Origin of the sequence: Streptomyces sp. AHU1 (genome assembly GCF_045343905.1) — a bacterium.
Classification (GTDB): domain Bacteria; phylum Actinomycetota; class Actinomycetes; order Streptomycetales; family Streptomycetaceae; genus Streptomyces; species Streptomyces triticiradicis.
In genome coordinates, this window is record NZ_CP174283.1 from 7,774,365 (window position 1) to 7,792,447 (window position 18,083).

The 18,083-nt window shown below is 73.1% G+C and carries 16 protein-coding genes; 8 read left to right on the forward strand and 8 right to left on the reverse strand.

Translation table 11 applies throughout. From position 1 onward, the window contains the following. Window positions 1–108: 108 nt before the first annotated feature. Window positions 109–1,554, reverse strand: coding sequence for a glyceraldehyde-3-phosphate dehydrogenase (locus tag ACICHK_RS34320; RefSeq protein ID WP_406839942.1), 1,446 nt, complete (start codon window positions 1,552–1,554; stop codon window positions 109–111). A gap of 589 nt (window positions 1,555–2,143) precedes the next feature. Next, window positions 2,144–2,923 carry a DeoR/GlpR family DNA-binding transcription regulator gene (locus ACICHK_RS34325; protein WP_406839943.1) on the reverse strand — a complete coding sequence of 260 codons (780 nt, stop codon included), beginning with the start codon at window positions 2,921–2,923 and terminating at the stop codon, window positions 2,144–2,146. Window positions 2,924–3,045: 122 nt separating this feature from the next. On the opposite strand from ACICHK_RS34325, the gene ACICHK_RS34330 reads away from it, so the two are divergent. The 3 genes from ACICHK_RS34330 (at window position 3,046) to ACICHK_RS34340 (ending at window position 6,567) form a co-directional block, all read left to right on the forward strand. After that, the gene (locus tag ACICHK_RS34330) at window positions 3,046–3,927 is read left to right on the forward strand and encodes an SIS domain-containing protein (RefSeq protein WP_406839944.1); all 882 of its coding nucleotides are present in this window, start codon (window positions 3,046–3,048) and stop codon (window positions 3,925–3,927) included. A gap of 106 nt (window positions 3,928–4,033) precedes the next feature. After that, a complete protein-coding gene (locus ACICHK_RS34335; protein ID WP_406839945.1) occupies window positions 4,034–4,885 on the forward strand; it encodes a ketose-bisphosphate aldolase in 852 nt (283 codons plus the stop codon). 449 nt (window positions 4,886–5,334) lie between these two features. After that, window positions 5,335–6,567, forward strand: coding sequence for a DUF6545 domain-containing protein (locus ACICHK_RS34340; protein ID WP_151468990.1), 1,233 nt, complete (start codon window positions 5,335–5,337; stop codon window positions 6,565–6,567). A 41-nt stretch (window positions 6,568–6,608) separates the two neighbouring features. Here the strand turns inward: ACICHK_RS34340 and ACICHK_RS34345 are convergent, their stop codons facing one another. Together ACICHK_RS34345 and ACICHK_RS34350 are read right to left on the reverse strand one after the other, a co-directional pair. Continuing rightward, window positions 6,609–8,006: an FAD-dependent oxidoreductase gene (locus ACICHK_RS34345; protein ID WP_406839946.1), complete on the reverse strand. Its 1,398-nt coding sequence runs from the start codon at window positions 8,004–8,006 to the stop codon at window positions 6,609–6,611. 187 nt (window positions 8,007–8,193) lie between these two features. Then, entirely contained in the window at window positions 8,194–9,348 is a 1,155-nt protein-coding gene (locus tag ACICHK_RS34350) for a methyltransferase (RefSeq protein WP_406839947.1), read from the reverse strand. 59 nt (window positions 9,349–9,407) lie between these two features. Here ACICHK_RS34350 and ACICHK_RS34355 point away from each other — a divergent pair, with 59 nt between their 5' ends. Both ACICHK_RS34355 and ACICHK_RS34360 read left to right on the forward strand, forming a co-directional pair. Beyond that, the gene (locus tag ACICHK_RS34355) at window positions 9,408–10,085 is read left to right on the forward strand and encodes an alpha-ketoglutarate-dependent dioxygenase AlkB family protein (RefSeq protein WP_406841394.1); all 678 of its coding nucleotides are present in this window, start codon (window positions 9,408–9,410) and stop codon (window positions 10,083–10,085) included. A gap of 80 nt (window positions 10,086–10,165) precedes the next feature. Further along, window positions 10,166–11,404, forward strand: a complete 1,239-nt coding sequence (locus ACICHK_RS34360; RefSeq protein ID WP_151468988.1) for an ROK family protein — start codon at window positions 10,166–10,168, stop codon at window positions 11,402–11,404. Between the two features lie 37 nt (window positions 11,405–11,441). Here the strand turns inward: ACICHK_RS34360 and ACICHK_RS34365 are convergent, their stop codons facing one another. The 3 genes from ACICHK_RS34365 to ACICHK_RS34375 are packed head-to-tail and all read right to left on the reverse strand — an operon-like array spanning window position 11,442 to window position 13,577. Then, window positions 11,442–12,365 carry a phosphotriesterase gene (locus ACICHK_RS34365; RefSeq protein WP_406839948.1) on the reverse strand — a complete coding sequence of 308 codons (924 nt, stop codon included), beginning with the start codon at window positions 12,363–12,365 and terminating at the stop codon, window positions 11,442–11,444. Continuing rightward, on the reverse strand, window positions 12,359–12,943 hold the full coding sequence (locus tag ACICHK_RS34370) for a DUF4865 family protein (protein ID WP_406839949.1): 585 nt from the start codon (window positions 12,941–12,943) through the stop codon (window positions 12,359–12,361). Before ACICHK_RS34370 ends, ACICHK_RS34365 begins: the two co-directional genes overlap by 7 nt. A gap of 58 nt (window positions 12,944–13,001) precedes the next feature. Then, complete coding sequence (locus ACICHK_RS34375; RefSeq protein ID WP_406839950.1) at window positions 13,002–13,577, reverse strand: TetR/AcrR family transcriptional regulator; 576 nt, start codon at window positions 13,575–13,577, stop codon at window positions 13,002–13,004. Window positions 13,578–13,780: 203 nt separating this feature from the next. Here ACICHK_RS34375 and ACICHK_RS34380 point away from each other — a divergent pair, with 203 nt between their 5' ends. The 3 genes from ACICHK_RS34380 to ACICHK_RS34390 are packed head-to-tail and all read left to right on the forward strand — an operon-like array spanning window position 13,781 to window position 17,399. After that, the gene (locus tag ACICHK_RS34380; protein ID WP_406839951.1) at window positions 13,781–14,086 is read left to right on the forward strand and encodes an SHOCT domain-containing protein; all 306 of its coding nucleotides are present in this window, start codon (window positions 13,781–13,783) and stop codon (window positions 14,084–14,086) included. Continuing rightward, window positions 14,083–14,841, forward strand: coding sequence for an ABC transporter ATP-binding protein (locus ACICHK_RS34385; RefSeq protein WP_406839952.1), 759 nt, complete (start codon window positions 14,083–14,085; stop codon window positions 14,839–14,841). Before ACICHK_RS34380 ends, ACICHK_RS34385 begins: the two co-directional genes overlap by 4 nt. Beyond that, a complete protein-coding gene (locus tag ACICHK_RS34390) occupies window positions 14,838–17,399 on the forward strand; it encodes an ABC transporter permease (RefSeq protein ID WP_406839953.1) in 2,562 nt (853 codons plus the stop codon). The genes ACICHK_RS34385 and ACICHK_RS34390 overlap by 4 nt, the downstream gene beginning before the upstream one ends. A gap of 62 nt (window positions 17,400–17,461) precedes the next feature. On the opposite strand, the gene ACICHK_RS34395 is transcribed toward ACICHK_RS34390, so the two are convergent. Beyond that, window positions 17,462–17,977 carry an ATP-binding protein gene (locus ACICHK_RS34395; protein WP_406839954.1) on the reverse strand — a complete coding sequence of 172 codons (516 nt, stop codon included), beginning with the start codon at window positions 17,975–17,977 and terminating at the stop codon, window positions 17,462–17,464. Window positions 17,978–18,083 lie beyond the last annotated feature (106 nt).

The window sequence follows — 18,083 nt, forward strand, 5'->3', positions numbered from 1 at the left end:
CGAGGGGCGCCGGGGTTCCCGGCGGACGGGATTCCCTGGCGCCCCTCGTGGCGCGGCGGTTCGCCGTCCCGCCCGCTCGGACGGCGAACCGCGCGTGTCGCTCCCGGCTCAGACCGCCGGAGCCGGGAAGGTGGGGTACTCCACCCCGGAGACGTGCTGGACGACACGGATGACCTGGCAGGAGTAGCCGAACTCGTTGTCGTACCAGAGGTAGAGGATCGCGTTGTCGTCCTCGACCTTGGTGGCGCCGGCGTCGACGATCGAGGCGTGGCGCGAGCCGATGAAGTCGCTGGACACCGCGTCGGGGGCGCTGATGAAGTCGATCTGGCGCTTGAGCGGCGAGGTCAGCGAGACGTTGCGGAGGTAGTCCAGGACTTCCTCGCGGGTGGTCGCGCGGCCCAGGCGCAGGCTGAGGATCGCGATCGAGACGTCCGGCACCGGAACGCGGATCGAGCTTCCGGTGATGGGGGCCTTGAGGTCGGGCAGCGCCTTGGCGACCGCGGAGGCGGCACCCGTCTCGGTGATGACCATGTTGAGCGGCGCGGAACGGCCCCGGCGGTCGGAACTGTGGTAGTTGTCCAGCAGGTTCTGGTCGTTGGTGAACGAGTGGACGGTCTCCACGTGACCGCGCAGAACGCCGTACTCCTCCGCCATCGCCTTGAGCGGCGGCACGATCGCGTTGGTGGTGCAGGAGGCGCAGGACAGGATCTGCTCGTCCGGCTTGATCGTGTCGTGGTTGACGCCGTGCACGATGTTGGGGACGTCGCCCTTGCCCGGAGCGGTCAGGACGACCTTGTCGATGCCGGGGCGCAGGTGCTTCGAGAGGCCCTCGCGGTCACGCCACTTGCCGGTGTTGTCGACGAGGATGGCGTCCTTGATGCCGTACACCGTGTAGTCGATCTCGGACGGGTCGTTGGCGTAGATGACCTTGATCTCGTTGCCGTTGGCGATGATCGTGCTGCTCGCCTCGTCGACGGTGATCGTGCCCTGGAACTGGCCGTGGATGGAGTCGCGGCGCAGCAGCGAGGCGCGCTTGACGATGTCCTGGTCGCCGCCCTGGCGGACGACGATGGCGCGCAGGCGGAGGCCGTTGCCGGAGCCGGTCTTCTCGATCAGCAGCCGGGCGAGCAGGCGGCCGATGCGGCCGAACCCGTAGAGGACGACGTCGCGCCCCTCGCGGAGCTCGATCTTGTTCTCGCCGGTGGCGCCGGCGACCGCCTCGGCGGTGAACTCCTCGACGGACAGGCCGCGGTCGTCGGCCTGGTACGTCGCGGCGAGCATGCCGATGTCGATCTGGGAGGGGCCGAGGTCGAGCGCGGTGAGCGCCTGGAGGAACGGCAGCGTGTCGGTGACCGACAGCTCCTCGCCGGCGATCTGCCGGGCGAAGCGGTGGGTCTTGAGGATGCTCACCACCGACTTGTTCACCAGGGAGCGGCTGTGCAGAAGGACGGTGACGTCCTGCTCCCGGTGCAGCCTCCCGATGATCGGGATCATCGACTCCGCGATTTCTTCGCGGGTCTTCCAGTTGGTGAACGCGTCGTCGTTGACAGTCACAGAATCATCTTTCGAGCTAGGTGGCGCTCATATGGTAACCGGACCGTCTTTCTGATCATTCATGAGGTCTCCGCTGGCGGGTGGTGCGGCGTCCACCGGGGCGTTTCACGAGGTCCGGGCCCTGCCCGCCCGCCGGTTCGCCTCCCGGTCCGCGGTCCCGGAGGCCCCGGCGTTCCGCCTCGCGGGGTCCGGTACGAGGCGGCGGGCGCGTCGTCCGGATGCGCGGCCCCGTCACCGGCGCCGGAGTCGCCGGCCCCGGCCCCTTTGGCCGTCGGACTCCCGTGCGCGGAACCGGAGTCGACCGGGACGCGCGTGAGGCGCGGCGCGCCCGCGGCCCCGTGCCCCACGCCGGGGGCCGGTCCGTCCCCGTCCGCCCGGACCGTGGTCGCGCGCCGGGCCCGCGGTCCGGTCCGCCGTGCGCGACGTGGGGTTCCGCCGGTGCTCGCCCGTCCGTGCGCGACCGGAGTTCCGTCGCTGCTCGCCCCTCCGTGCGCGGGTCGCCTTCCGGCGGGAGCGCCGAAGGTCGTGCGGGTCGCCCTCCGGCGGGAGCGTCGGAGGGCGTGCGGGCCGCCTTCCGGTGAGGGTGAAGTCACACGGCCATGACCTCGATCCCCGCCTCCTCGAACCGTCCGATCGTCTCGGGCCCCGCCGCCGTGTCCGTGACGAGCACGTCCACCGATCCGGCCGAGCAGATGCGGGCGAACGCGCGCTGCCCCAGTTTGCTGGAGTCGGCGGCGACGATCACGCGCTCGGCCCGCTCGCACAGGAGGCGGTTGACCGCCGCCTCCGCCTCGTCGTGGGCGGCGGCGCCGTGTCCGGCGTCGAAGGCGACCACGCCGAGCACCGCGACGTCCAGGGTGATCTGCCCCAGCACACCGTCCGCCAGCGGGCCGACGAGCTCGTACGACTGCGGCCGGGCGACCCCGCCGGTCACCACGATCTTGAACTGGGGGCGCACGGCGAGTTCGTTCGCGATGTTCAGCGCGTTCGTGACCACGGTCAGCGCGGGGGAACCCGAGGTCAGGTCCGGGCGGACGGCGAGGGCGCGGGCCACCTCGGTCGTCGTGGTGCCGCCCGTGAGGCCCACCGCCTCGCCGGGGGCGATGAGATCCGCCACCGCCTTCGCGACGCGCTGCTTCTCCGAGGCGCGCCGGGCGGTCTTGTAGCGCAGGGGGAGTTCGTAGGAGACGCCGTGCACGACCGCTCCGCCCCGGGTGCGCACGAGCATCTGCTGCTCGGCGAGCTGGTCGAAGTCGCGCCGGATCGTCGCCGCCGAGACCTCCAGCCGCGCCGCGGCCTCCTCGACGTCCAGGCGGCCCTGCTCCACCAGCAGTTCCAGCAGCGCCTTCCACCGGGCGTCCCGCGACATCAGGGCCCTCCATTCCTCGGTCCTCCGCGACCCTAACGCACCCCGTCGCGACCCGAATGCTTGATTGTGCTCGAAAGCTCGCTATATCTTGCAGAAACAAGCATCGGTGGGAGGGGTACGACATGACGCACGTCGAGGACGAGCTGAGCAGCCAGCCCGAGTGCTGGATCCGCGCCGCCGACGAGGCGGCGGCGCACGAAGCCGCGCTGCCGGCGGCGGGGGAACGCGTCGCGATCGTGGGATGCGGCACCTCCTTCTTCATGGCGCAGGCCGCGGCGGCGCTCCGCGAACGGTCCGGGCAGGGGGAGACGGACGCCTTCGCCGCCTCGGAGTTCCCCACGGGCCGCTCGTACGACCGCGTGATCGCCCTGACGCGTTCCGGGACGACCACCGAAGTGCTCGAACTCCTCGGACGACTGCGCGGGCACGCGCGGACGACCGCGGTCACCGCCGATCCGCACACGCCCGTCATGAAGTCCGCGGACGACGTCGTCGTGCTCGGCTTCGCCGACGAACGGTCCGTCGTGCAGACCCGTTTCGCGACCACCGCGCTCACCCTGCTCCGCGCCCACCTCGGCCTGCACGGCGACACCGTCGTCACGGACGCGCGCACCGCGCTCGACGCCCCGCTGCCCGAAGGGCTCGTCGGCTGCTCGCAGTTCACCTTCCTCGGCCGCGGCTGGACCGTCGGACTCGCCAACGAGGCCGGGCTCAAGATGCGGGAGGCGTCCCTCGCCTGGGCCGAGGCCTACCCGGCGATGGAGTACCGGCACGGCCCCATCAGCGTCACGACCCACGGCACCGCCACCTGGATGCTCGGCGAGGCGCCCGAGGGGCTGGCCGGGCAGGTCCGGGAGACCGGCGGGCTCTGGGTGGACGGCGGCCTCGACCCGCTCGCCGAACTCGTCCGCGCCCAGCGCCTCGCCGTCGCCGTCGCCGCGGCGCGCGGCCTCGATCCCGACCGGCCCCGCCACCTCACCCGCTCGGTGATCCTCGGCCACTGAGGCGGCGCCGAAGCAGCCGAAGCAGCCGAAGCGGTCGATGGCACCCAGTCGCCGAAGTCGCCGAAGTCGCCGATCCGGTTCGATCCCCCATGGAGCAGGAGGAGTTGTGTCGCTCGCAGCAACCGCCGAGCTGGTCGCCCGGACCGCCGGAGTCCGGACCGCCGTCGCCGCGTTCAACGTCATCACCCTGGAACACGTCGAGGCCGTCATAGCGGGAGCGGAGTCGGTCGGCGCGCCCGTCGTGCTCCAGGTCAGCGAGAACGCGGTCAAGTTCCGCCAGGGCCGGCTGCTCCCGCTGGCCCGTGCCGCGACCGCCGCCGCCGAGCGGGCCTCGGTGCCCGTCGCGTTGCACCTCGACCACGTGCGCAGCGACGACCTGCTGCGCCAGGCGCCCGGGGCCGGGTTCAGCTCCGTCATGTACGACGCCTCGCGTCTGCCGTACGAGGAGAACCTCACCGCGACCCGGGCCGCCGCCGACTGGGCACATGCCCAAGGCCTTTGGATCGAGGCCGAGTTGGGAGAGATCGGCGGAAAGAACGGTGAGCCGCCGCGGGACGCGCACGCACCCGGCGCCCGCACCGACCCCGGGGAGGCCCGCGCCTTCGTGGCCGACTCCGGAGTGGACGCGCTGGCCGTGGCGATCGGCAGCTCGCACGCGATGACCACCCGGACCGCGGTCCTCGACCACGACCTGCTCGAGCGCCTGGCCGCCTCGCTCGACGTCCCCCTGGTCCTGCACGGCTCCTCCGGGGTGCCCGACCGGGAGCTCCGGGCGGCCGTCGAAGGCGGTATCGCCAAGGTCAACATCGGCACCGCGCTGAACATCGCGATGACCGGCGCCGTCCGGGAGTTCCTCGCGGCCGGCCCCGACGCGGTGGACCCGCGGAAGTACCTGGGCGTGGGACGGGAGGCGATGGCGCGGACGGTGGCGGGGCTCATCGGCGTGCTGCGGGGATGAGTGCCCTCCAGATGCCGCTACAGCGGGATATGTGCCCCAAAGCGACCGCCCGGCGGGCGCCGCGTCGGCCGGAAGCAATTTTCCGCACATGTGCATTTGCGGCGACGGTGGTTCGGGCGGGCGCCGAGGTGGCTAGGGTGAACAACCATGAGGAGGCCGAAAGGGCACGGCACGTTCGCGGGTGAACCTTCGCCCCGGAGGCCACTCGGGCACGCGTCCGTATGCCTCATGAACGCGGGGGAGCAGGGGTTTGCGGTGTTTTCGGGGCAGGGCCGACGCTGGACCGGCCGGGGAACGGAGAAGGCCTTGAGCGGTCAACTTCTGGCTGATATCCGTATGCCGGCGCGCGACGACGGCGAGTACGCCCCGGCGAACGGGGCGACGGCCGGACCCCGCACGCGCGTCGGCGAGCACCGGGGGCCCGGCCCCCGCACACCTCTGGGCCCGATGTGAGCGGACTGATCTACTACCTGGCCGCGGCCGTCCTCTGGACGGGGCTCGCCGCTCAGCTGCCCGATCTGTGCCGGCACCGCAGGGACCCGCTCAAGCGGTCGTTCTGCGCCGTCATCCTGCTGTCGGGCCTCTGCTTCGTGCTCGGCGCGCCGCCCACCGTCGCCCTCGTCAACAGCCTCACCGGCATACCGAACGTGGCGGCGCCGCTGGCCTACGGCGCGGTGACCGCCTTCGGCGCGGCCTCCCTCATCCTCATCGTGCACTGGCGCGGCAGCGACCCCGTCCAGGTGCGACGCACGTCCCGGGCCTGGCTGTTCAGCTACCTCGGAGTGATCGTCGCCGAGGGGGTCCTGTTCTCGCTGGGGGACACCCCGGTCGAGCGCCGGGCCGACTTCGACACCTACTACGCCTCGACGCCGTTCATCCGGGAGATGATCGTGCTGTACCTGATGGCGCACATGGTGGCCGCGGTGACGACGACCCTGCTGTGCTGGAGCTGGATAGGGAAGGTGAAACGCTGGACCCGGGGCTCGCTGGCCCTGCTCGTGCTGGGCTGGCTCTTCACCAGTGCCTACAGCGTCGTCAAGTTCGTGGCGCTGACCGCCCATTGGCTCGGACGCCACTGGGACGGGCTCAGCACCAGCGTCGCGCCGCTGGTGGCGGTCGGCTCCTGTCTGGCCTCGGCCGGCTACATCCTTCCCCTCGTCGGCCCGCGCATCGACTCGGCCGTCACGTTCGTGCGCCTGCGTCCGCTGTTCCGTCTGCTGGCGGGACCGACCGGCCGCCGGCGCTGCGTCACGGAACTGTCGTGGCGCACGATCGGCGACGTCGAACTGCGGCTCACCACACGGGAGACCGCCATCCGCGACGGCCTCAAGCGGCTCGCCGGACAGCTCGACGACCAGGTGCGGCAGACCGCCTACCGGGACGCGATGGCCGCCGGGTCCTCCGCGGCCGAGGCCGAGGCGATCGGGACGGCCGCGATGGTCGCCGTGGCCGCTCTCGCCGAGGCCCCGGCCTCCGTGCCGGAGACCGGCACCATCGGTATCTCGGTCGGTGACGTCGACGTGGTGGTCTCGGTCGGCGCGCGCGTGCGACGGCCGGCCGCCGGTTCACGGTCGCTGGACACGGGCCAGCCGTCCCTGCTGAGCCTGTCCAGGGCGGTGCGCACGCCGATCGTGGACGCCGCGGTCCAGTCACGGATGACCGCGGTGCGACAACTGTCCTGACCGCGCCCGCCGTCGGGCGGGCCACGGGGCCGAGCCCCGCGTCACACGGCGAGCGGGCCCACGGAGTCCACGAAGGCGCTCTCCACGGCGGTCAGCGGCGGCTCGGTCAGGGGCTCCATGACGGGTCCCTTCAGCGTGGCCAGGAGCAGTTCGGGGCGGACGAGACGGCTCGCGTCCTCCTGGAGCGTGATGACCTTGCACATGGCCGCGGACACGTCGTACGAGGTGGTCGCCACGCGCGCCATCCGGCCCATGTAGCGGCTGAGCAGCCGGTCCGCGAGCGTCGGAGCCCTGCCGACGACCTCCGGGAACCACTGGTCCTGGGAGGTGCTCATCGTGTAGGCGGCCGCGACGGACTTGGCGGCCGCCCGCTGCACGGCGTGGGCGAAGCCCGGAGCGGTGACGTCGGTCTGCCGCAACTGCCGGCTCAGCGCCTGGGCACCCAGGGCCGCGACGGACATGCCCTGGCCGTAGACGGGGTTGTAGGTGGCGACGGCGTCACCGAGCACCACCAGGCCTTCGGGCATGGCCGCCCTCTCGAACTCGCGGCGCCTGTTGCGGGTGCTGCGGCTGAGGAACACCTCGCTGAGCGGCTCGGCGGTGGAGATGAGCTGCCCGATGAGCGGGTGGCGCAGACCGAGGGCGAAGTCGGTGAACGCCCCGGGGTCGGCGCCGGGTTCGCCGCCGCGGGTACCCGCCAGACTGACCAGCCAGCGTCCGTCCTCGATCGGCACCAGGTTCCCCGAACGCCCCGGCCGGGAAGCGGTCGGGTCCGCCTCGACCTGCGTCAGCGGGAAGCTCTCCGCGCCCCGCGGGACGCGGAACAGCCGGCTGGCGTAGACGAGACCCGAGTCGACCTCGTCGGTGGGTATGTCCGTCACGCCGAGCCCTTCGAGCCAGTGCTCGACACGTGATCCGCGTCCGCTCGCGTCGACGACGAGATCGGCGCGCAGGTCCTCCTGGAGGCCTTCGGCGAGGAGACGTACACCGGTGATCCGCTCGGCGGTTCCGAGCAGGGACAGCGCCTCGGCCCGGCGGACCACGACAGGGGTGGTGCTCAGGACCGCGTCACGCAGGGTCCAGTCGAGCAGGTCGCGGCTGCAGCAGGTGAGCAGCAGGTCGTCGGTCACGGTCGGCCAGCGCCGGTACCAGCCCTGCGGGCCGAAACCCAGCATGCCGGTCAGGGACTGTTCGTGGGCCCCCGAGGCGAGCAGGCGTCCGTGCACGTCCGCCACCGGAAGCAGCTCCCGGATGGCGTCGCGTCCGCTGGGCAGCAGGATGTGGGCATGCCGTGCCTGCGGGGTCCGCTTGCGCGGGAACGGCCCGTCGGGCAGTTCGTCGCGCTCCAGGACGATCACCTCGTCCATGGAGCGGAACAGGGCCGCGGCGGCGAGCATGCCGGCCACGCTCCCACCGATGACGACAGCGCGGCGCGACATGGTTCCCCCGGTTCTCATTGGTGATCGGCATCACTCTACGGTCGTACGCGCAGGTGTCCAGAGGTGATCATAAAGTGAGGGAACTCTGTCCTGGACGGGGACTTCGGGCGACCCTCGACGGGGACTTCGGACGGCCCCCGACGGGGAGTTCGGGCGTCGTCCCGTGAGCCGGACCCGGTGGGTCGGCCTATCGGCCCGCGTCCTTCTTGACGGCCCGGAGGATCACGAACTTGGCGTCGCCCGCGACCAGTTCGCTGTTGCCGAAGAACCGGCGCAGCTTCAGGTGGTAGCCGAGGTGACGGTTCCCGATCACCCACAGCTCGCCACCGGGCCGCAGCGCCCGCCGCGCGTGCGAGAACATCCGCCAGGCGGTCGTGTCCGTCGTCGCCTGGTGGGAGTGGAACGGGGGGTTGTTCAGGACGAGGTCGACACTCCCGGAGGGCACTCCCTCCAGCCCGTCGGCGACACGGAACTCGACCCGTCCGTCGGCGTTCGCCCGGTAGGTCGCCTCCGCCGAGGCCACCGCCTGGTACGACTCGTCGGCGAACAGCACCTCGGCCTCGGGATTGGCCAGCGCCATGGCCGTACCGAGCACGCCGTTGCCGCAGCCCAGGTCCACGACCCGCTCCGCGCCCCGGCTGCGCGGCAGGTGCGCCAGGAAGAAACGGGTGCCGATGTCGAGGCGGTCGGCGCAGAAGACGCCCGCGTGGTTGACGACCGTGCGGCCGGAGACCGGGCCGACGTCGTCGGGCAGCCGGTAGCTGTACGGCCAGGGGTTCGCCTTCCGGGCGATCCCCCGCAGCGGGGTGCAGAAGATCAGCCGGGCCTTCTTCTCGGCCAGCGACGTGCGCGTCGGACCGAGGATCCGCTCGAAGAGGTGGAGCGTCGAGGTGTGGATCTCCTTGACCATCCCGGTGCCGATGACGACCGTCCCCTCGTGCACGCCGGGCGCCAGACGGTGGAGCTGGTCCTCCAGCAGGGCGAGGCTCTTGGGCACCCGTACGAGCAGCACGTCGATCCGCCCGGGAGGCGGGTCCTGGGTCGTGAGGAGCCGGACGGCGGACTCGTCGGCACCGGTCCGCGCCAGATTCGAGCGGGTCGCCTCCCGCGCCAGGTGGGAGTCGGTGATCTGCGTCGGCCGCCGCGCGGACAACGCCGTGGTGAGCGCGCCCCACCGGTCGCCGACGATCACGACCGGACCCGTCAGCGGGGTGTCGCTCTCCGCGAGGTGCCGCAGCAGGTACGTGTCGGCGGCGTCCCAGGCGCGCAGCCGGTCGCGGGGGTCCTCGGGGAAGCGGGCGAGCTCGTACTCGCCCCAGGGCGTCGTCATCCGGTCGTTCATGGTGGGTCAAGGCTAAGCGACCCGGGCCGCCCGGGGTGCGCGAGGATGGGGGCATGTCGATGGACGCGGAGCTGTTCCCGCGCGGCAGGAGGGAGATCGCGCCCGGCGCCGTGCACCTCCCGGACTGGCTGGACGCCGGACGCCAGCGGCACCTGCTGGAAGCCTGCCGCGACTGGGCCCGCCCGCCCGCGGGCCTGCGCACGGTCCGTACCCCCGGCGGCGGCACGATGACCGCGCGGCAGGTCTGCCTGGGCTGGCACTGGTACCCGTACGGCTACGCGCGCACGGTGGTCGACGGCGACGGTTCGCCGGTGAAACCCTTCCCCGGCCGGCTCGGCGAGCTGGCCCGCGAGGCGGTCACGGACGCCTTCGGCCCCGACGCCCCCGGAGCGGATCCGGCCACCGCGTACGACATCGCACTGATCAACTTCTATGACGCCGAGGCCCGTATGGGCATGCACCGCGACAGCGACGAATCATGCGACGCCCCGGTCGTGTCGCTGAGCCTGGGCGACACCTGCGTCTTCCGGTTCGGCAACACGGAGTCCCGGACACGGCCGTACGCCGACATCGAACTGCGCAGCGGCGACCTCTTCGTGTTCGGCGGCCCGTCACGGCTCGCGTACCACGGGGTGCCGAAGGTGTACGCGGGCACGGCGCCCCACGAGTTGGGCCTGACCGGGCGGCTGAACCTCACGCTCCGGGCGAGCGGCTTCCCGCCGGAGCCCGCGCGGTAGCGGCGGACGCGCCCGCGGTCGCACGGCGCCGTCGTGACCGGACGGGCCCCGCGCGAGCGGATCATGGGAGACTCGCCCTCATGAACGGCAAGGCGGGTCCCCGGACGGCGGGGGACGGCAGCACGCGGACACGGCTCGACCGGGGGCGCGGAGCGCTCGGACCGGCGCTGGAACTGGTGCACACCGGGCGCGCGCCGACGCGTGCCGTGCTGACCGCCGAGCTGGGCGTCACCCGGGCGACCGCGGGCGCGGTGGCCGCGGAGCTGGAGGCGCTGGGGCTGATCAGGGTCGACGCGCGGCCCGGTGCCGCCGCCGGTTCGCAGGGACGGCCCTCGCACCGGCTGGAGGTCGCCGACGACGGGCCGGTCGCGCTGGCCGCGCAGGTGCACGCCGACGGGTTCCGCGCCGCGCTGGTCGGTCTCGGCGGCCGGATCGTCGCGACCGCGCCCGGCTGCGAGACCGTCGACGCCGATCCGGCGAAGGTGCTCGGCTCGGTCGTCGACGCGGGCGCCGAGCTGCTCCGCGAGACCGGGCGCCGCTGCGTGGGCGCCGGGCTCGCCGTGCCGTCGGCCGTCACCGAACCCGAGGGGCTCGCGCTCAATCCGCTGCACCTGGCCTGGCCCGCCGGCTCGCCCGTCCGGGAGATCTTCGCCGAGCGGGTGCGCGCAGCCGGGATCCAGGGACCGGCGTTCGCCGCCAACGACGTCAACCTCGCCGCCCTCGCCGAGCACCGGCACGGAGCGGGCCGGGGCGCCCGCGACCTGCTGTGCGTGGCCACCGGACACCGTGGCGTCGGCGGTGCCCTGGTGCTCGACGGACGTCTGCACACCGGCAGTTCGGGGCTCGCCCTCGAAGTCGGCCACCTCACGGTCAATCCCGAGGGCCGCCCCTGTCACTGCGGAAGCCGCGGCTGCCTCGACGTCGAGGCCGACCCGCTGGCCTTCCTCACCGCGGCCGGCCGGACCCCGGGCCCCGAGGTGTCGCTGCTCCAGCAGTCCAACGAGCTGATCCGCGACGAGAGCGCCGACCCGTCCGTCCGCACGGCCGTCGAGGCGCTGATCGACCGTCTGGGACTCGGCCTCGCGGGCCTGGTCAACATCCTCAATCCGGACCGCATCATCCTCGGCGGGCTGCACCGCGCCCTGCTGGACGCCGACCCGGACCGGCTGCGCGCCGTCGTCGCCGACCGCAGCCTGTGGGGACGCAGTGGCGGGGTGCCGATCCTCGCCTGCACCCTGGACCACAACAGCCTGGTCGGGGCGGCCGAGTTGGCCTGGCAGCCGGTGCTGGACGACCCGCTGAGGGCGCTGCCCGCCTGACCCTCACGAGCATCCCGGGCGCCGGGGGACACGAAGCTCACGAGCGCCAGGGCACGGCGAAGGCGCGGCCGGGGTTCTCGGTGAGGATCCGGTCCACCAGCTCCTTCCCCAGGGCGAGTTCGAGCCTCGGGCGGACGCGGCGCAACAGGTACGGCATTCCCGGGCCGCCGTCGACCGAGCGGGCCGCCGCGGTCGTCGTGTCGCCGCCGAGCAGCAGCCGGTCGCCGAAACCGGCGTCGGCGAGGGCTCGTACGGCGTCCGGCATGCGCCAGTCGGTGCCGTGGTGGGCCCGGGAGGGGCCGTCGAAGGCGAGGTAGGCGCCCGAGGCGGCGGCCTCGCGCTGCACCACGAGGTCCGGGGAACGGTTGAGGTGGCCCAGGACCACCCGGTGCGGCGGCACGCCCGCCTCGCCGCACAGCAGGTCGAGCACGTCGAGCGCGCCGGTGCCCAGCTCCAGGTGCACGGCGACCGGCGCACCGGTGGCGTGGTGGGCCTCGGCCGCGGCGGCCATCGTCCAGCGGGCGTGCGCGTCCAGGGCGTGGAAGCCGCCCGCGACCTTGATCAGCCCGGCCCGGACCCCGGTCGTCCCGACGCCCGTCGTGAGCTCGGCGACGAAGACCTCGGCCAGCCTCCCGCGCAGCTCGCCCAGCGTCCGCGGTGCGTAGTGCGCCGCTTGGTGCAGTCCGGTCGCCGCGACGACATGGACCCCGGCGTCGCGCGAGACCGGCGGCAGGTCCGCCGCCCGCCTGCCGAGGCCGTACGGGGTCCACTGGACCACGCTGCCCCCGCCCCGCGCGCGGAACGCGGCCAGTTCGGCCCGTGCGGCGGACGTGTCCCACAGCTCCTGGCCCGGGAGCACCGGACTGGCGAAGAAGAGGTGGTCGTGCGCGTCGCACACCCCGAGGTCCTCGGGGGGCACATCGCCCAGCACCGTACGGACCAGGGCCGGCGGGCTCACCACTGCCGGCCCCGGGGCAGCCGGTCACGGCCGGGCTCGGACACGTGCAGCACCTGGAAGACCTCTCCCGGCGCCGTCGGCCGGTCGTGGTCCCAGAGCGAGAAGTGCACGACCTCCCAGTGCCGCGGATCGACGGCGGCACCGGCGCACACCGCCCCGTCCAGCCCGGCCAGCCGTCCGGCATCGCGCACCGCCTCCTCCATCGCCCCGGACAGCTCCACCCCCTCGGCGACGGGCCGGCGCCGGCGGACCGCGGCCCTGGCCGGCGATCCCGTGGCGCCGCCCTCCTCGTACGCGAGACCGGTCCAGTGCTGCACCACGGGGCGCCCGAAGTCGTTCACCAGCCCCTGGAACGCCCCTCCCCAGAGGAAGGAGTTCATGCCCTCGGCGGTGTCCCACAGGTAGAACGGCGCGTACTGGTTGACCGGGGAGCCGTCCACTCCGCGCTCGCGCATCAGATAGGCCTTGACGCCGAGGCCGTCCCACGCGTCGAGCCGGTGGCCGACGCGGGCGACGCGGTCCCGGACGACGGTCATGTCGTAGTCGGCGGGAAACGTGACCTCGTACTGCAGGGCGTGCATGGAAAGGTCCTTCCTGGGCTTCGCGGGAAGTGCGGGCGCCGGCCCCGGTGCGGCGATGTCAGCGGAGGGGCGCCAGCAGGGCGAGCAGACCCCGGACCGCCGTGTCGAAGGCGGCCGGTGAACCGGAGGCGCGCGCCAGGACGTAGCCGCCCTGGACGGTCGCGAGGATCACCGAGGCGATCTCCCCGCTGTCGAGCGCGGGCGCGAACTGCCCCTGTTCCTTGCCCTCTTCGACGAGGGCGGCCAGCCGTCCGCGCAGCCAGGCCAGGGTCTCGTCGACCGGTGCGCGCAGTTCGTCGTTCGCGATCACGTCCGGATCCATCGTGAGCCGCCCGACGGGGCAGCCGCGCAGGACGTCGCGCTCACGGCGCAGATACGCCTCGATGCGCTCGTACGGCGATCCGGGCGGGCCGAGGACGGCCTCGGCGGCGGCCCGCATCTCCTCGGCGGTACGGCGGATCGCGGCGAGCGCCAGGTCGGGCTTGCCCCGGAAGTGGTGGTACATGCTGCCCTGCCCCGCGCCCGCGCGCTCCAGGATCGCCTTGGGGCTGGTGCCCACGTATCCGCGCTCCCACAGCAGCTCGCGCGTGGACTCGATCAGTCGGTCCGGAGTGCTCATGGATCCACTGTACATACCAGTAGGTACAGAAGGAAGGCGGTCGGTCCACCACGGGGTGCCGCCGCGCGAAGCAGCCCGGGGCGCCCGGCGTACTCCCCGGGAGGTACGCGCACGGCCGCTGGCCGTACGACGACTCGGACCCCCTGTCGGAGCGAGTCTCGGAGCATCACCGAGAAATCCCGCGCCGAGGCGTGGTTCCACCGAGGAGATGACCCGAGATGCAGACCCTGGCGAACTGGGACGGCGGCCCCGGCCCCTGGATCCTGTTCTTCCCGCTGATCTGGGCGGCTGTCGTGATCGGCGTCGTGACCGTCCTGCGGCGCACCGGCCGGTACGGACGCCGCGGTCCCTGGCGGGCGGCGGGCGGCTACGGCCCCAGCGGCTCCCTGAGCGCCGGTGACTCGCCGATCGCCGTGCTCGGCCGCCGCTTCGCCTCCGGAGAGATCGACGAGGACGAGTACTGGCGCCGCCTGTCCGTCCTCGACGAGCAGTTCGGACGCATGGACAAGGGCGGTGCGGCATGACCGCCGCGACCGCCCGCCCGGACGCGGCACGTGTCGTCGACGCCGTGAAGGTGTACGGCGCCGGCGACACCGTCGTACGGGCCCTGGACGGGGTGAGCGTCGGCTTTCCGGCCGGCCGCTTCACCGCGATCATGGGGCCCTCCGGCTCCGGCAAATCCACCCTCATGCACTGCGCGGCCGGTCTCGACACCCTCACCTCGGGAGCCGCCTACATCGGCGACACCGAACTCGGCGCCCTCGACGACCGCCGGCTGACCCTGCTGCGCCGCGACCGGATCGGCTTCGTCTTCCAGGCCTTCAACCTGATCCCGACGCTCACCGTCGCCGAGAACATCGCCCTGCCCATGGACCTCGCCGGGACCAAGGGTTCCCGCGCGTGGACGGACGCCCTCGTCGACGTCGTCGGACTGCGCGACCGCCTCCACCACCGGCCGGGCGAGCTGTCCGGCGGCCAGCAGCAACGCGTCGCCGTGGCGAGGGCGTTCGCCTCGGAACCCGACGTGGTCTTCGCCGACGAACCCACCGGCAACCTCGACTCCCGCTCCGGCCAGGAGGTCCTCGACCTCCTCGGCCGGGCGGTGCGCCGGATGGACCGTACGGTCGTCATGGTCACGCACGACCCGGTCGCCGCCGCGCACGCCGACGAGGTGGTCTTCCTCGCCGACGGGCGCCTCGTGGACCGGATGGAGAACCCGACGGCCGACAAGGTCCTCGACCGCATGAAGGCCTTCGACGGCAAGGGCGCACCGGTATGAACGCCGCACTGCGCCTCAGCCTCTCGTCGCTGCGCGGCCACGGACGCCGTTTCGCCGGGACGTTCTTCGCCGTGTTCCTCGGCGTCGCCTTCCTGGCCGGAACCCTCGTCATGGGCGACACCCTGCGCGCCGGGTTCGACACGATGTTCGGCGAGGCGACCGAGGGCACCGACGCCGTCGTCCGCAGCGCGAACGTCATCACCACCCCGGGGGAGAGCCAGGGCGTCCGCGCGCCCGTCGGCACCGCTCTGGTCGAGACGGTCGAGCGCGTTCCCGGTGTCGCGGCCGCGGCGCCCGACATCCAGGGTGCCGGCCAGCTCGTCGGCTCCGACGGCAGGCCCGTCGGCGGACAGGGGCCGCCCACCCTCGCGGGCAACTGGATCGGCGACCCGAAGCTCAACGCGTACCGGCTCGCCGAGGGTCGCGCCCCCTCCAAGTCCGGCGAGGTCGTCGTCAACAGGGGAGCCGCGAGGAAGGGCCACCTGAAGATCGGCGACACGACGGTCCTGCGCACGCCCGACCCCGTCCGGGTGACGATCGTGGGCCTCGCCACCTTCGGCGGCGAGGACGGCATGGCCCAGGTGACGTTCACCGGCATGACGCGGGCCGACGCCGAGAAGTACCTGACCGCGAAGCCCGGCGAGGCCGCGGGCATCCGGGTGCGGGCCGGCCCCGGAGTCGGTCAGGAGGAGCTCGTCTCCGCCCTGACTCCCGTGCTTCCCAAGGGGGTCGAGGCCATCACGGGACAGGAGTCGGCGCAGGAGAACACCGACATGGTCTCCAGCCGGTTCCTGAACCTCTTCACCACGCTCCTGCTCGTCTTCTCCGGCATCGCGCTCCTGGTGGCGACCTTCTCCATCCACAACACGTTCGCGATCGTCGTCGCCCAGCGCACCCGTGAGAACGCGCTCCTGCGCGCCCTCGGCGCCTCGCGCCGGCAGGTCACCGCCTCGACCCTGGCCGAGGCGAGCGCCGTGGCCGTGACCGCCTCGGCCGCGGGGATCGCGGGCGGGATCGGTATCGCGGCCGGACTCCAGGCCCTCTTCCCGGCCATCGGTTTCCCCTTCCCCGAGGGCGGCCTGGTGATCAGCGGCCTGTCCGTGCTGCTGCCGCTCTGCGTCGGCGTCGTGGTCTGTCTCGGCTCCGCCCTGCTGCCCGCCGTCCGCGCGGGACGGACCGCTCCGCTCGCCGCGCTGCGGGAGACGGCGGTCGACGAGTCCGGCGCCTCGCGCACCCGGGCCGCGGTCGGCGGGGGACTGGCCGCCCTGGCCGTGGGCGTCACCCTGGCCGGTGTCCTGCTCGACCCGTCGCTGTGGCTCGCCGGACTCGGCGCCGTGCTGGCCCTCGCCTCCTTCGTCGTCCTCGGCCCGGTCGCGTCCTCGGCCGCCGTACGGGTGCTCGGCGCGCCGCTCGACCGGCTGCGCGGTGTCACGGGTTCACTCGCCCGGCGCAACGCGCTGCGCAGCCCCGGGCGGACCGCCGCGACCGCTGGCGCCCTGATGATCGGCGTCGCCGTCGTCTCGCTGTTCACGGTCTTCGGCGCCTCGCTCAAGGCCACCATGGACCAGACCGTCTCGCGGTCCTTCGCCGGTGACGTCGCCGTCAGCACACCGTCGTTCGGAGCGGGCGGCAGCGGGCTCAGCCCGAAGCTGGCCCCCGCCCTCGGGCACCTGCCCGCGGTCGAGTACGCCGTCGGACTGGGCAAGGGGGTCGCCGAGGTCGACGGCGAGGGCCGCGCGCTGACGGTCACCGACCCCGTCACGCTCGGCAAGGTCTTCGACCTCGGCCAGGTGCGGGGCTCACTGGGCGACCTCGGAACCGACGGCATCGCGATCACCCGCCAGGAGGCCGCCCGGCGGCACCTGGACACCGGGGACACGACCCGGCTGACCTTCACCGACGGCCGACAGGCGGACTTCACGGTCCGTGCCGTCTACGGCCGGTCGGAGCTCGTGGGCGACTACGTCGTCACCCGCGCCGCCTGGGCCCCGCACCGCACGCAGGACGCCGACACGCTCGTCGCCGTCTCCTTCAGGGACGGCGTGGGCACCGCCGAGGGCAAGGCAGGGGTGCAGCGGGTCGCCGAGCGGTACGGCAGCCCCGAGGTGCAGACCCGGGACGAGTACGCGCGGTCGTCGGCGGCCGGCATCGACATGATGCTGACCCTGGTCTACGCGCTGCTCGCCCTCGCGGTGCTCATCGCCCTGCTGGGCATCACCAATACCCTCACGCTCGCGATCCACGAGCGCACCCGGGAGCTCGGTCTGCTGCGGGCCGTCGGACAGACCCGGGCGCAGTTGCGCGCCATGGTCCGCTGGGAGTCGGTCCTCGTCGCCGCCTTCGGCACGGCGGGCGGGCTCGCCCTCGGCGCCTTCCTCGGCTGGGTGCTGGTCAAGGCCTCCGACGGAGCGTCGGACAGCGCCTTCGCCTTCGCGCTCCCGCCGGGGCGTCTCGCGGTGGTGGCGCTGGTGGGTCTCGCCGCCGGCGCCCTCGCGGGGCTGCGGCCGGCACGGCGGGCGGCGCGCCTGGACGTGCTGCGCGCCATCGCCACGGAATGAGCCGCCCCGTGCCGTACGACGCCCCGTGAGCGGGCGGCGCACGCGAGGAGGTCACCGCCCGGTCAGCCGGCAACGGCCGACCGGGCGGGAGCGTGTTCCGGCCCGAGCACGTCGACGGTGTGCCGGAGCGTGACCTCGCTCGCGGTCTCGTACGGCGGACGGAGGGAAGCCGCCACCACGGGGGCGGACGCCGGAAGCGTGAACCACACGGCCTTGCCCGACTCGCCGTCGGGCCGCACGCCCCAGCTCTCGCTCACCGCCGCGACCATGGCCAGGCCGCGTCCGCAGGTGGAACCGGGGTCGGCCTCGCGTATCACGGGAAGCCGGGGGTCGTGGTCGTGCACCGAGACCGTGAGGCGGTCGAGCAGCAGCTCGATCTCGACGGTGCAGAGCTTGTCCGGCTGGGCGTGCCGGTGGACGTTGGACAGCAGCTCGGTCACCCCGAGCACGGCCCGGTCTATCAAGGGGTCCAGATGCCAGTAGCGCAACTGCGCAGATACGATTCTGCGGACCTGGCCGATCCGCGACGGCAGGGCTTGGAGCTCCACCGTGCAATGCCTGCTTGGCTGGCTGATCACGGCTGCGACTCCCCGAATTGAGGTCCGGAAGAAGACGGAGATCGGATCCAGCAGAGCGGTCGAGTGGAGCGGCCGCCTGCTGTGCGACCGGCGGGCTGGTTCGCAG

Bases quoted from the DNA above. Each gene is read 5' to 3' on its own strand.
- ACICHK_RS34345 (WP_406839946.1), bottom strand. From the start codon at position 8,006: ATGTCGCGCCGCGCTGTCGTCATCGGTGGGAGCGTGGCCGGCATGCTC.
- ACICHK_RS34370 (WP_406839949.1), bottom strand. From the start codon at position 12,943: ATGCACGCCCTGCAGTACGAGGTCACGTTTCCCGCCGACTACGACATG.
- ACICHK_RS34360 (WP_151468988.1), top strand. From the start codon at position 10,166: ATGAACGGCAAGGCGGGTCCCCGGACGGCGGGGGACGGCAGCACGCGG.
- ACICHK_RS34350 (WP_406839947.1), bottom strand. From the start codon at position 9,348: ATGAACGACCGGATGACGACGCCCTGGGGCGAGTACGAGCTCGCCCGC.
- ACICHK_RS34330 (WP_406839944.1), top strand. From the start codon at position 3,046: ATGACGCACGTCGAGGACGAGCTGAGCAGCCAGCCCGAGTGCTGGATC.
- ACICHK_RS34325 (WP_406839943.1), bottom strand. From the start codon at position 2,923: ATGTCGCGGGACGCCCGGTGGAAGGCGCTGCTGGAACTGCTGGTGGAG.
- ACICHK_RS34390 (WP_406839953.1), top strand. From the start codon at position 14,838: ATGAACGCCGCACTGCGCCTCAGCCTCTCGTCGCTGCGCGGCCACGGA.
- ACICHK_RS34375 (WP_406839950.1), bottom strand. From the start codon at position 13,577: ATGTACAGTGGATCCATGAGCACTCCGGACCGACTGATCGAGTCCACG.
- ACICHK_RS34380 (WP_406839951.1), top strand. From the start codon at position 13,781: ATGCAGACCCTGGCGAACTGGGACGGCGGCCCCGGCCCCTGGATCCTG.
- ACICHK_RS34385 (WP_406839952.1), top strand. From the start codon at position 14,083: ATGACCGCCGCGACCGCCCGCCCGGACGCGGCACGTGTCGTCGACGCC.
- ACICHK_RS34355 (WP_406841394.1), top strand. From the start codon at position 9,408: ATGGACGCGGAGCTGTTCCCGCGCGGCAGGAGGGAGATCGCGCCCGGC.